This is a genomic window from uncultured Campylobacter sp., from assembly GCF_937997465.1.
In the GTDB taxonomy this organism is placed as follows: domain Bacteria; phylum Campylobacterota; class Campylobacteria; order Campylobacterales; family Campylobacteraceae; genus Campylobacter_A.
Genome location: NZ_CALKTQ010000286.1, coordinates 1 through 11,759, shown reverse-complemented (window position 1 = coordinate 11,759; position 11,759 = coordinate 1). Strand labels below are relative to the sequence as shown.

The following is an 11,759-nucleotide window of genomic DNA, read 5'->3' as shown; positions in this document are numbered from 1 at the left end:
ATTTTTGAAATTATACATTTTTTAATATAAGGCATATTTTAAGGACAAATTTAGTCCTTTTATTGATATACATCATTTTTGCGCAAATTTATTTTGGATAAACTTTATCCGAATTTTTCAAAAGGAGACAAAGTATGCGTGAATACAAGAAGTATTGGTGGGCGCTGGTAGCAGTCGTTACTATCGCCTTCGGGATACTCGGCTATTACGGCGTAGAGGTTTACCGCGAAGCGCCGCCGGTGGTGAGTTTTGCCGATAAAAACGGCAAAATCGTAATCGAGCAAGAGCAAATTTACAAAGGCCAAGAGGCCTGGCAAAGCATCGGCGGTATGCAGGTCGGCTCGGTGTGGGGACACGGAGCGTATCAGGCGCCTGATTGGACGGCTGATTGGCTACATAAAGAGCTAGTCGCGTTTATGGATATTAAGGCCGCTCAGCTTTACGGAGCTAAATTTGACGCTCTAAACGCCGAGCAACAAGCCAACATCAAGGCTCTAACCAAGAGCGAATACCGCACGAATACGCTAAAAAACGGCGTTATAACGATCAGCGACGAGAGGATCGCAGCGGCAAAGGTAGTACGTGACGAGTATAACGGGCTTTTTGGTAACGACCCAAAATACCAAAAGCTACGCGAAAACTACGCGATGAAAAACAACACGTTAGCTAAAGAGGAAAACCGCGAGCAGCTAAATGATTTCTTCTTCTGGGCGACCTGGGCTACGGCGACGAATCGCCCAAATAGCGAGGCTACGTACACGAACAACTGGCCGCACGAGCCGCTAATCGACAACGTTCCGACGAAAGAAAACGTATTTTGGACGATTATCAGCGTTACGATTTTAGTCGCGGGCGTTGGCTTACTAGTTTGGTTTTCAAATTTCTACGGAGAAAAAGATCACGAAAGGCTCGCTCCTATCGACGCCGATCCGCTTTCAAGACTAAATTTGACCCCGTCTCAAAAGGCACTTGGCAAATACCTTTTCGTAGCGCTAGCTCTTTTTGTTTTCCAGATCATGATAGGCGGCTTCGTGGCGCACTACACGGTCGAGGGACAGGAGTTTTACGGCATAAATTTATCCCAGTACATCCCGTACTCTTTGGCGCGCACTTGGCACATCCAGGCGAGCATTTTCTGGATCGCGACGGGTTTTTTGGCGGCCGGACTTTTCCTGGCGCCTATCATCAACGGCGGTAAGGATCCTAAATTTCAAAAACTAGGCGTGGATTTGCTTTTCTACGCGCTGCTTTTCCTAGTCGTGGGTAGCTTTATCGGCGAGTACATGGCGATAGCGGGCAAGATGGAAACGTCTACTAGCTTTTGGCTGGGACACCAAGGATACGAGTATATCGAGCTTGGCAGGGTTTGGCAGCTTATTTTGTTTGTCGGTCTTGTTATCTGGATGGCGCTCGTGCTTCGCGGATTCGTCGGCGGATTTAAGGCTGACGGCGATAAAAACCTGCTAGCTATCTTTACGGCTTCTGCTATCGCGGTGGGACTTTTCTACGGCGCGGGACTATTTTACGGTCAAAGAAGCCCGCTACCTGTAATGGAATACTGGCGCTGGTGGGTCGTTCACCTTTGGGTTGAGGGCTTTTTCGAGGTGTTTGCGACCGCGTCGCTTGCGTTCGTGTTTGCATCTTTAGGCTTAGTCGGCAAAAAATTTGCGACCTATTCGACCTTGGCAAGTGCGAGCTTGTTTTTGATCGGCGGTATCCCTGGCACCTTCCACCACCTTTATTTTGCCGGAACGACCACTCCGATCATGGCTGTGGGCGCTAGCTTTTCCGCGCTTGAGGTCGTGCCTTTGGTGCTTCTTGGAGCAGAGGCCTTCCATCAGTATTCGCTTCAGTTCGCGCAAAGCTGGGCGAAAAATCTCAAATGGCCGCTTTACTGCTTTATCGCGGTGGCGTTTTGGAATATGCTGGGTGCGGGCGTATTTGGCTTCCTTATCAACCCGCCGCTATTTTTGTTCTACATCCAGGGCCTAAACACCACTTCGGTGCACGGACACGCGGCGCTGTTTGGAGTTTACGGATTTTTGGCTCTTGGTTTTGTTTGGCTCGTGGCGCTTTATCTTTTCAAAGGGCAAGAATTTAACGACAAGCTGATGAAAGTGGGCTTTTGGTCGCTAAATGCGGGACTAATGCTGATGATTTTAGCATCGCTGCTTCCGATCGGTCTTTATCAAGCCGTCGCTGCGATAGATGTCGGTATGTGGTACGCTAGAAGTGCGGAGTTCTTGCAAATGGATCACTTGCAAAATTTACGCTGGCTAAGGATGATCGGTGATACGATCTTCATCATCGGCGGCGTTTGCTTCTTTATCCAGATTCTTAAATTTATCGCGGGAAGCTGCGGCTGCAAGGCCAAAGCCTAATCCGCCTAAGCCCCTGTTTTAGGGGCTTAGCTTCTTCTAAACTTCTATCTTGTAAAATTCGTCCAAAGGACGAAAATGCAAAAATTTAAAAAATATCTCCGAAATTTTATCTTTGGCTTCTTGATTGCCCTGCACGTTTTGGCGTTTGCGGCGATAAACTACGCTTTTCCGCACTACGACGAGGCGGTCATCACGGGCGGCGAGGTTAGGCGCATGGACAAAGACGATTTTTCTGACAACCGAAATCAATCTGATGATTTGACGCGAAATACGTATTTTATCTACACGCGCGAGATTAACGGAACGAAGGTGATGCCGTATCGAAACGAGGACACGGGCTGGGGCTTGCCGCTTTATTTTAAATTTGACTCCGCCGATGTCCAAGCTGCCGCCCAGAGCCTAGTGGGCGAAGGCAGGGCGCAGATCAAATACTACGGCTGGCGTATCGCGATGCTAGATATGTTTAGAAACGCCGTTTCGGTTAAAAAGCTAAAAGATGGCGAAACGCGCGCAAATCCTATTTTTAGCTATATATTTTACGCTTTGACGGTGGTTTCGTTTGCGGTTTGCGCCACTTTTGTTAGAAGGAAATTTAAAGACGAGCCAAGCTCAAATTTATAATACAAGCTAAATTTGAGTCGTTTTTTAATGGCTCACTCAAATTTGACTCTGCGAGGGCGGCAAATTTGACGTAAAATTTGCGCCCAAAGGATATGCGTGAGCGAGCTATACATCTTTATTTCCGAGCTTTGCGCTCTGATAAATGAAAATTTAAAAAAGAATTTTTATTTTCAGGCGGGATTATTTTTGGTTATATTTTTGCTCGGATTTTTGGCGGTCTGGATACAGGATTAGTCAAATTTGAGCGGGCAAATTTGACTAAGACGAGCTAAATTTAACGGCGCAAAGCCACCGCGCGCTTTACTCCTCGATATTGCTCGGCGAGGTCGGCTTGCCTAGCAAAAATCCCTGCGCGTATTTTATGCCAAATTTCTTTATCTCGGCGAGGATCTCCTCTGAGCTTACAAACTCCGCCACGACGTTGTAGCCCTGTCTTCCGGCAAAGTCGATGATAGTTTGCAGTAGATACCTAGCATTTTTGTCGTAGGGTAGCTTTTTGATGATTGAGCCGTCGATCTTGATCGTGTCGATATCAAGCTCCAAGATGCGGTAGTAGTTTGAGTACCCGCTACCGAAATCATCGATCGAAATTTTGCAGTCGTAGGCGCGGATCTTGTTGATGAAGTCATTTACGATCTTATAATCATCCACGCCCTCGCTCTCTAATATCTCAAAATACACGTGCTCAGGCCTTGAGCAGACGCGTAGCTTTTTCTCGATGAGATCCCTTATGCTTTCGTTTGCGATATCGCTGCTAGAAAGGTTCATAGAAAAGCTTGTATTCGTAAACTTCTCAACTAGCCTAAATACGTGCTCGATGACCTTTTTCGTGATATCGTTATAAAGCGAAATTTTCTTTGCTATGTCCAAAAACTCGCCCGGATAGCGGATCTTGCCGTTTTCGTCGATGAGGCGCACGAGCACTTCGTAGTATTTGACCCGCGCCGTTTCACCAGATACGTCGTAGATCGGCTGACACTCGACGATCACGGTATCGTTATATAGCGCGTTTTCGATGGTGCGCGACATGATTTGGTTGTGGTAATACTGCTGCTCTATGTGGCTGTTTTCGGTGTAAAACTGCACCGTTTCGCCGTTTTGCTTAGCTTCGTGGTGAGCTAGCATGGCTTGAGTTAGGCGGTTTGTTTGCGGAGTGTCTTGAGGCAGGCTAACGCCGATGGTTATTTTGATATTAGGGATAAACTCGCGTGCCCCCTCAACCGTGATATAGAGATTATTTGCCTTAAAATAATCGATAAATTTACGTACGACCCGCTCTGCATCGTCACCGCCGTACCAGATACAAAACTCATCAAACTGCACTCTATAAATGTTCGCGTCAATCTTATAAGTGTCGATACAAAGCTGAAGCGTCGTCGCAAATGAAGCAATGATGGCGTCCACGGTCTTTGTTTTATAAAAAAACCGAAAATCCATAAAGTTGTTAATGTTTATATAGATGATCATGCCGCCCGAGCCCTGCTCCATCCTTTGCGTCAGAGCAAAATAACTACCAAGCCCCGTTAGCTTGTCTTTTAGCGCTTCGTTTTTCAGCTCTTTGTTTTTGTTTTCGAGCTCTTTTGTCATCGCGATCTCTTTGGTTTTATCAAATTTGATCGACATGTAGCCGTCTTTGTCGCCGCTTTCGTTAAAAAGCGGAGAGAAAATAACCTGCTCGTATATGAGTTCGCCGCTTTTTGTTCTGCTTATTAGCTCGTCGGATCGCCAAATTTGATCCGATTCTATCGTTTTTAGCATATCTTGATAAAATTCGTTTGAGTGCTGATGCGACTTGATGATGTTTATATTTTGATCTTTTAGCTCCTCAAATTTATATCCGAAATTTTGCTCGAAAATTTTATTTACGTATTTGACCTTTCTATCTAGGTCGGTAAAGGTTATGGCGTTAAAGCTATTATCGACGGCTTGCTCGAAACGGTTTAGTAGTCTGATGTTGTTTCTAGCTCTAGCATAAGAAATATAAACAAATATCGACGCAAGCCCAAACAACACAAACACTAGCGCCATCGTCCTACGTAAATTTGATAAGACGTTTTGTATGTAGCGCTCGCTACTTTCTTTGAGGTCGGATAGTTTTTTGTAAATTCCGAGCGAAATTATATCTCTATAAAGCTTTTGCGCCTGCTCGTAGTGGCCGATCAGTTTTTGCGCGCTCGATAAAAATCCTACGTCGTTTTTAGTTAGTTTTGGGTTCTTTAAATACTCGTTTAAAAGCTTTTTAGGTGCCGCCAGATCGGTGTTTAAGTCGTATCTAAACATCAAAATTTGCGGAATCAGCTCGTTAAAATACAGCCCGTCTAAAGCCTCGAATTTTAAGATTATTTCGTTATAAACGAGCTTTGCCATTATCGTCACGGAGTTAAATTTGTCGGTTAGCTCGACTCTTTTTTCAACCGCCTCCTCTAGCTCGCTAAAAGTTTTTTCGTTTAACGCTAGCTTTTCAAAGGAGATTAGATTGCTTGAATCAAGCTTTTTTAGAGCCTTTTGAAACTCCGCCGTATGGCGCATGATCGCGTCGTAGTCGGCCTCTAGAAGGCTTTTTTCGAGCAAGAAATTCGCCTCGTCGTTAGCATCCATTACCTTTTCTATCGTGCCTTTCCACTCATAAGCGGTTACTAAGTCCTTAGTAGCCTTATAGGTCATCACGGTACCGAAAAATACGATACAAACGATAGTAAAAAATAAAATTTTATGAAAGATTATCTTGTGTTTCATTTTAAAATTTCCGGTTTTTCGCCGCTTAAAGTCAGCAAGAATTTATAAAGCGCATGCGTCTGCTCGCCGCTCAGATCGTAGTTTATACGCATTTTAGCGATTATTTTTAGCGCCTCTTTTAGATCGGCTAGCTCGCCGCTATAAAGATACGGCGCGGTTTTTTCGATATTTCGCAGGCTGGGTACTTTGTAGCGGCCGGTTTTGTTGCCGTCTGCGTCAAATTTTAGCTCGTAGTAGAGATTTGCGCCTATATTTGCGCCGCTGTGGCAGTTTATGCAGCCGATTGTTTTAAAAAGCTCAAATCCGCGCTTTTCCTCATCGTCGAAAACGCTCTCGTCGCCGCTGATAAATTTGTCGAATTTGGCGTTTGGCGTGATGAGGGCCTTTTCAAAATTTACCAGCGCATCGACGATACTTTCAAAGCTTACCCCATCCTCATAAAGCTCTTCAAATTTATTCCTATAAACGGAGTTTTGATTTACCTTTTGGACTAGAAATTTCGGCTCGCTAGCAAGCTGATTTTTACCGGTCAAGCTCTGTCTAACCTGCTCGGCTATATCCTTAACTTCGCCGTTTTTAAAAAAGATAAAATTTAACGCCGAGTTTAGCGCAGTTGGCGGGCTAATCTCCTCATCGGCGGAGATTTTTACGTTTTTTTTACTCGTGCCGCTTAAGTCCCAGTAAAGATTATGGCATTTCTCGCAAGATAGCGTTCCACTCGGGCTTATCGAGGCATCGAAAAACAGCTCCTTGCCTAGTCTGGCTTTTTGTTCGTCAAATTTCGGCTGAGCGACCGGAGATAAAACGTGCGAAGCGGCGAAAGTTTGAATGCAAAAGAAGTATAAAACGCACGAAAATATCTGCAAAAACGCTCGCGACAACTAAAATCCTTTTTAAATTTTAAATAAATAAAGCGATTATATCTTAAAAAACTAAAAGCTTCATTGAGGAGACGATTTTTTCTGTCACGAAACCGTCCTGCGCGATGCTTTCTAGCCGCGATCTGACCGCATTTTCATCGTGCGTAAAATTTGCGATTTGTAAATGCCAAAGCGCGTTTTGCGTCATCTCTTCAAGCGTGCGTTTTTGCTCGCGAGACTCCTCGAGCACGCAGGAGTTAAAAGCGATATTTTCGCGGCGCAAGTACTCTTCGAAAAAATTTGCCTTTTCTTTAAAGCACCCTCTCTGCGAGCCCTCGTAAAAAAGCTCCAAAACGCTTGAATAACGCGGTTTGTTCCACCAAAGATAGACCCTTTTTTCGCCCAAATTTATAAATTTGACAAAATCCTCCTCGTCCGCGATCGCGGGGCTCATTGTACTGAAAGCCACGTCGTAAACGCAGTTTGGATTAAAGTTTTTAAAATCGCTTTGAACGGCGGTTAAATTTGAAATATTAAATTTGACCGCGTCTTCAACCATGACTTTGAGCATCTCGCCCGAGATATCCATACCCGTTATCTCGCGGCAAATTTGCGCCAAAAACAGCGTATGCACGCCCGTGCCACAGCCTATATCCACGACGCTTTTGCCCTCAAATTTGACGCCAAACTCGGCGATCTTAGCGTAAAGCCCTCTATGAAAAACGCTAGGCTCGCCCGTAAATCGCGGATAGTTCGCCGCCTTTTTGTCCCACATCTCTTTCATTTTGTTTGCCTTTAAATTTTTGCTACAATTTTAGCGTTTTTAGGAGCGAAAATGAAAATTTTTTACTACGAATTTACCGTGGGCGAGGATGCCATCGACGTGAACCATCACGCAAACAACGCCCATTACGTGATTTGGATGCAAGAAGTGGCCAACGCGCACTCAAACGCCGTTGGCGACCTCATCGAGACAAATCTCGCGCAAAACCGCACGTGGATGGTGCGCAGGCACGAGATAGACTACCTCGGGCAGCTGTTTTTGGGCGATAAAGTGAGTGTGAAAACATGGACGCAGCCCGAAAAAAGAAGCTGCTCTAAGCGTTTTTACGAGTTTAGCAAGGACGGCGTACCTGTCGCTAGCGCGGTGACGACTTACGTGTTTTTTGATCTTGCGCGCGGTCGTCCGATCGCGATACCGCCAGAGATTGCAAAGCTTTACGAGGATTAGTTTTAAATCGCCAGCGTTAAATTTGAGTTTTTAAATTTGACTAAGCGGCCGCTTTAAATTTAGTAGATCGTATTTTTATAAAATTTGCGACAAAATTTGCTCGGCAAGCGGATTTAAGCTGCAAAATTTGCCGTCAAATTTAAGCGAAAAATTTAAAAGCACTCGTCGCAAACACCCTTAACCACGACGCTTTTGACGTGATTTTGTTTTAGACGAGGCATGTCGATGTTTGTCATCTTGTGGCAGACGTCGCAGACGAAATACGCCTTTGCCCCGCTTTCAAGCTCGTAGAAATTTTTGCGGTTATTTTCGCTTTTTAGCACGATGCCCTTAGCTTCAAAAAGGTCCATACAGCGGTAAAACGTGGTTTTGTTCGCGTCGATTTGCGCTAAAATTTCATCATAACTAAGCGGTGCGGCGGCGGCGTGTAAAATGTGCAAAATCTCAAGTCTAAGCGGAGTGATTTTGATATCATTTTTCGTTAAAAGCTCCTCAAAACCGGCTTTTTCTTCCAAATTTTCGCCCATATTTTTCCTCCGCGTTAAGAATTTTAGGGTATTATACCTTGAGAAAAATTAATTTGCAACTAAGTTGCTTTTGATATAATTTCGCCCAAATTTTAACACGGAAAGGATAAAAATGAGAAAAATTTTCGCGTTTTTATGTTTGGGCTTAGTCGCGTTATACGCCAAAGGGCAAGTTAGCGTCAGTATTTTGCCGCAGCATTATTTCGTCAAGCAAATCGCAGGCGACGCGGTCGAGGTAAACGTAATGGTAGGCAAAGGAGCCGATCCGCACACGTACGAACCAAAGCCAAAACAGATGACCGCGCTTGAAAAAAGCGATCTATATTTTGCTATCGGGATCGAGTTTGAGGAGGCTTGGCTGCCGAAATTTCAAAAATCTTATCCAAATCTCAAAATCGTAAAAACCGATGAGGGCGTAGAAAAAATCAAATTTGAAGGCCACCACGAGCACGCGGACCACGATCATCATGACGCCAAGCACGAGCACGCAGCCCACGAGCATAAACACGAGCATGCAGGCCATGACCACCACGATCACGAGCATCACCACGGCGAATTTGACCCGCACATCTGGCTAGATCCCGTTTTGGTAAAAGTCCAAGCTAAAAATATCGCCGCCGCGCTAATCGAAAAATATCCTGAGAACAAGGCGCTTTTTGAGGCGAATTTGGCTAAATTTGAAGCTAAGCTTGACGAGCTTGACGGCTTTATTAAAAATACTCTAGCAAACGTCAAAAACCGCGAATTTATCGTCTATCACCCGTCTTGGGGCTACTTTGCTAAGCGCTACGATCTAGAGCAAATCGCGATCGAAGTGGATGGCAAAGAACCAAAACCGGCCGAGCTAAAAGAGCTCATCGAGGAAGCCAAAGAGCACGGCGTGAAGGTCATTTTCGTCGCTCCGCAGTTTTCTAAAAAAGCTGCGCAAACCATCGCTAAAGAAAGCGGTGCTAGCGTCGTAGAGATCGATCAGCTGCCGCTTGATTGGGATGCCGAGCTACGCAAAACGGCGCAAATTTTCGCAAAGAGCCTATAAATGAAATTTGGACGCATACTCGCTATTTTCGCGCTTTTTGCGTCCTTTTTTAGCTTTGCGCACGCCTGCGCTCTGTGCTCGCTTTACACTCCGACCGCGCATGCCGACATTAAATTTAACCTGCAAGGCGACATGATAAAAACAGCCGTCGTAACATGGACGTTTTCTGAAAATTTCACCGAACTAACGCTACAAAGCTACGACGAAAATGCCGACAAAGCGCTTAGCAAAAACGAAGCGTGGAAGGTGCAAAAATCCCTGCTCGACTACATCGTGCCGCGCGGATATCTAACTAGCGTGGGTTACTACGACGGCGCGGGCGAGACCGTAAACCTGCATACCAAAACGCTCTCGCAGCGGGTTTATCTGGATGGGGGCAGGCTAAATTTCGAGTATATTTTAGAGCTAAATTTAGCGGTCAAGGACGGCCGCGTCGTCACGGTCGAGGTTTTTGACCACGAGGGATTTTTTAACTTTAAAATAAGCTCGCCCCAGCCCTACGCACTCACGGATAAAATTTATCTCGTGCCAAACGTAAATTTGAGTACGGCATTTTTTGAGATGACCTCAAAAGCGCCTAAAATAGAGCCTGCAAAGCCCGAGCTTAGCTCGCTGGTTAAGCCAAAAAATAAGCAAAATTTAGAACAAATAGACGCCGAGGATAGGGCGAAATTTGACTCCGTTTCGGGTATGAGCCTTCAGTTTTTAGAGCGCTTAAAAGAGCTCATCAAGATAAACAGCGCCGAGCTAAACGCGCTAAATTTCGCCTTGCTAGCCGCGGTCAGCTTTTTTTACGGATTTTTGCACGCAGCTGGCCCTGGGCATGCAAAGATGCTAACGGCTAGCTACTTCGTCGCAAACGGCGGCAGCTACTCGCGCGCGCTGGTTTTTGCGATGAAGGTCGGATTCGCGCACGTTACGGGAGCGTTTTTGCTCGTGCTTTTTAGCTACGTTTTTTTAAACGCGTTTTTGACGGACAAGGTCAGCGACATAGCGGGCGCGATGACGAAAATCTCGGCCGTAACGATCGTTTGTGTGAGCCTTTATATGATCTATGCTAAGATTAAAAAAACGGCGCTAAAGCCTAAATTTAGCTTTGCCGCCGCGCCTGTCTCGGGCGAAAAAGGCGCAAATGGGGCGAGTAAAGTTTTTGGTTCAAATTTAAACTCCGTGCCAAATTTGAGCGCAAATTCCGTCAAATTTAGCCCTATCGCCCACGAAAGCGAGTGCGGCTGCGCAGCCTGTAGGGCCTCTAACGAGGCGCCAAAAACAGCTAGCGAGTGGCTGGTGGTACTAGCTGGCTCGCTCGTGCCGTGTCCTGGCACACTGCTGGTTTTCGTGCTAGCATTTAGCCTAAACAGCTACGCGGCGGGGCTTGCTAGCGGCCTGTTTATGGGGATTGGGATGGGTGCGGTGATATTTCTGGCGGCCGTTTGCGGCTTTAAGCTAAAGGGCGCAGTGAGATTTCGCGCGCTGCGGACTTGCTGCGAGTTTGCCGCGCTTTTTGTGATGCTTGGGCTTGGCGTTTTTATGTTTTATATTTCGGGTAAGGTGAGCGTTTTATGAGCGACATTTCGGTGCGAAATTTGAGCTTCGGTTACGATGAGAACCTCGTGTTTGAGGGCATAAATTTAGAATACGACTGCAAGGATTTTCTAGCCGTCATAGGCCCAAACGGCGGCGGTAAAAGCACGCTTTTAAAGCTAATGCTAGGCCTAAACAAGCCAAGCGGCGGGACGATCGAGGTGTTCGGTCAGGAACCCGCTAGCGTGAGCAAGGCCGTGGGCTACGTCCCGCAAAATATCCCGATAAATCAAAGCTTCCCGATGCGCGTGCTCGAGGTCGTTTTGATGGGGCGGATAGATAAAAAGCTATTTGGATTTTACGGAAAGGACGACAAGACAGAGGCCGAAGCGGCGCTCGAGCGCGTCGGGATGGGCGAATTTACGCGGCGAAAGATCGGCGAGCTAAGCGGAGGACAGCGCCAACGCGTCTATATCGCGCGTGCGCTTTGCGCGAAGGCTAAAATTTTGATGCTAGACGAACCAACCGCCAGCATCGATACGAAAGGCCAGGCCGATGTTTATAGGCTGCTAAAGCAGATAAATGCTGACGGCACGGGCGTCGTGCTCATCAGCCACGACGTAAATTTGACGCTAAATTTCGCCACCAAAGTCGCCTACGTCAATCACGATCTTTTTATGCATGAGATCTCGCACGGCTCCAAGCAGGATTTTATCGAGCATTTGGCGAGAGATCATAGGCATTTTTGCGATGTGGAGGTGGCGTTAAAGGAATGTGGCTGCGGACGTCACTAAATTTAGCAGCGGCTTGTCTTTTGAGCGTCTTTGAATGAGTTTGCAAAAA

11 protein-coding genes are annotated in these 11,759 nt (G+C 46.1%); 7 read left to right on the top strand and 4 right to left on the bottom strand.

Features of this window, described 5'->3' with window-relative positions:
• Window positions 1-134: 134 nt before the first annotated feature.
• The 3 genes from Q0546_RS09415 to Q0546_RS09405 all read left to right on the top strand — a co-directional run bounded on the left by Q0546_RS09415 (window position 135) and on the right by Q0546_RS09405 (window position 3,236).
• Window positions 135-2,381: a nitric-oxide reductase large subunit gene (locus Q0546_RS09415; protein ID WP_298792487.1), complete on the top strand. Its 2,247-nt coding sequence runs from the start codon at window positions 135-137 to the stop codon at window positions 2,379-2,381.
• Window positions 2,382-2,456: 75 nt separating this feature from the next.
• Entirely contained in the window at window positions 2,457-3,002 is a 546-nt protein-coding gene (locus Q0546_RS09410; protein WP_298792486.1) for a DUF1523 family protein, read from the top strand.
• Window positions 3,003-3,098: 96 nt separating this feature from the next.
• Window positions 3,099-3,236 carry a hypothetical protein gene (locus Q0546_RS09405; protein WP_002949443.1) on the top strand — a complete coding sequence of 46 codons (138 nt, stop codon included), beginning with the start codon at window positions 3,099-3,101 and terminating at the stop codon, window positions 3,234-3,236.
• A gap of 66 nt (window positions 3,237-3,302) precedes the next feature.
• Here Q0546_RS09405 and Q0546_RS09400 read toward each other — a convergent pair whose 3' ends face one another.
• The 3 genes from Q0546_RS09400 to Q0546_RS09390 are packed head-to-tail and all read right to left on the bottom strand — an operon-like array spanning window position 3,303 to window position 7,382.
• Window positions 3,303-5,738: an EAL domain-containing protein gene (locus Q0546_RS09400; RefSeq protein ID WP_298792480.1), complete on the bottom strand. Its 2,436-nt coding sequence runs from the start codon at window positions 5,736-5,738 to the stop codon at window positions 3,303-3,305.
• A complete protein-coding gene (locus tag Q0546_RS09395; RefSeq protein ID WP_298792478.1) occupies window positions 5,735-6,619 on the bottom strand; it encodes a cytochrome c peroxidase in 885 nt (294 codons plus the stop codon). The genes Q0546_RS09400 and Q0546_RS09395 overlap by 4 nt, the downstream gene beginning before the upstream one ends.
• A 43-nt stretch (window positions 6,620-6,662) precedes the next feature.
• Window positions 6,663-7,382 carry a class I SAM-dependent methyltransferase gene (locus tag Q0546_RS09390; protein WP_298792477.1) on the bottom strand — a complete coding sequence of 240 codons (720 nt, stop codon included), beginning with the start codon at window positions 7,380-7,382 and terminating at the stop codon, window positions 6,663-6,665.
• A gap of 51 nt (window positions 7,383-7,433) precedes the next feature.
• On the opposite strand from Q0546_RS09390, the gene Q0546_RS09385 reads away from it, so the two are divergent.
• The gene (locus Q0546_RS09385) at window positions 7,434-7,829 is read left to right on the top strand and encodes a thioesterase family protein (RefSeq protein WP_298792475.1); all 396 of its coding nucleotides are present in this window, start codon (window positions 7,434-7,436) and stop codon (window positions 7,827-7,829) included.
• A gap of 152 nt (window positions 7,830-7,981) precedes the next feature.
• Here the strand turns inward: Q0546_RS09385 and Q0546_RS09380 are convergent, their stop codons facing one another.
• Complete coding sequence (locus Q0546_RS09380; protein WP_002951633.1) at window positions 7,982-8,356, bottom strand: transcriptional repressor; 375 nt, start codon at window positions 8,354-8,356, stop codon at window positions 7,982-7,984.
• A 112-nt stretch (window positions 8,357-8,468) separates the two neighbouring features.
• Here Q0546_RS09380 and Q0546_RS09375 point away from each other — a divergent pair, with 112 nt between their 5' ends.
• Genes Q0546_RS09375 through Q0546_RS09365 form a run of 3 tightly spaced genes read left to right on the top strand, consistent with a single transcriptional unit; the run spans window position 8,469 to window position 11,710 of the window.
• Entirely contained in the window at window positions 8,469-9,392 is a 924-nt protein-coding gene (locus tag Q0546_RS09375) for a zinc ABC transporter substrate-binding protein (RefSeq protein ID WP_298792473.1), read from the top strand.
• A complete protein-coding gene (locus Q0546_RS09370; RefSeq protein WP_298792470.1) occupies window positions 9,393-10,958 on the top strand; it encodes a DUF1007 family protein in 1,566 nt (521 codons plus the stop codon). It begins immediately after the preceding gene.
• Window positions 10,955-11,710, top strand: a complete 756-nt coding sequence (locus Q0546_RS09365) for an ABC transporter ATP-binding protein (protein ID WP_298792468.1) — start codon at window positions 10,955-10,957, stop codon at window positions 11,708-11,710. Before Q0546_RS09370 ends, Q0546_RS09365 begins: the two co-directional genes overlap by 4 nt.
• Window positions 11,711-11,759: the final 49 nt, after the last annotated feature.

Coding starts and splice junctions, on each gene's coding strand:
- Q0546_RS09415 (WP_298792487.1), top strand. CDS start 135: ATGCGTGAATACAAGAAGTATTGGTGGGCGCTGGTAGCAGTCGTTACT.
- Q0546_RS09410 (WP_298792486.1), top strand. CDS start 2,457: ATGCAAAAATTTAAAAAATATCTCCGAAATTTTATCTTTGGCTTCTTG.
- Q0546_RS09400 (WP_298792480.1), bottom strand. CDS start 5,738: ATGAAACACAAGATAATCTTTCATAAAATTTTATTTTTTACTATCGTT.
- Q0546_RS09390 (WP_298792477.1), bottom strand. CDS start 7,382: ATGAAAGAGATGTGGGACAAAAAGGCGGCGAACTATCCGCGATTTACG.
- Q0546_RS09385 (WP_298792475.1), top strand. CDS start 7,434: ATGAAAATTTTTTACTACGAATTTACCGTGGGCGAGGATGCCATCGAC.
- Q0546_RS09380 (WP_002951633.1), bottom strand. CDS start 8,356: ATGGGCGAAAATTTGGAAGAAAAAGCCGGTTTTGAGGAGCTTTTAACG.
- Q0546_RS09375 (WP_298792473.1), top strand. CDS start 8,469: ATGAGAAAAATTTTCGCGTTTTTATGTTTGGGCTTAGTCGCGTTATAC.
- Q0546_RS09370 (WP_298792470.1), top strand. CDS start 9,393: ATGAAATTTGGACGCATACTCGCTATTTTCGCGCTTTTTGCGTCCTTT.
- Q0546_RS09365 (WP_298792468.1), top strand. CDS start 10,955: ATGAGCGACATTTCGGTGCGAAATTTGAGCTTCGGTTACGATGAGAAC.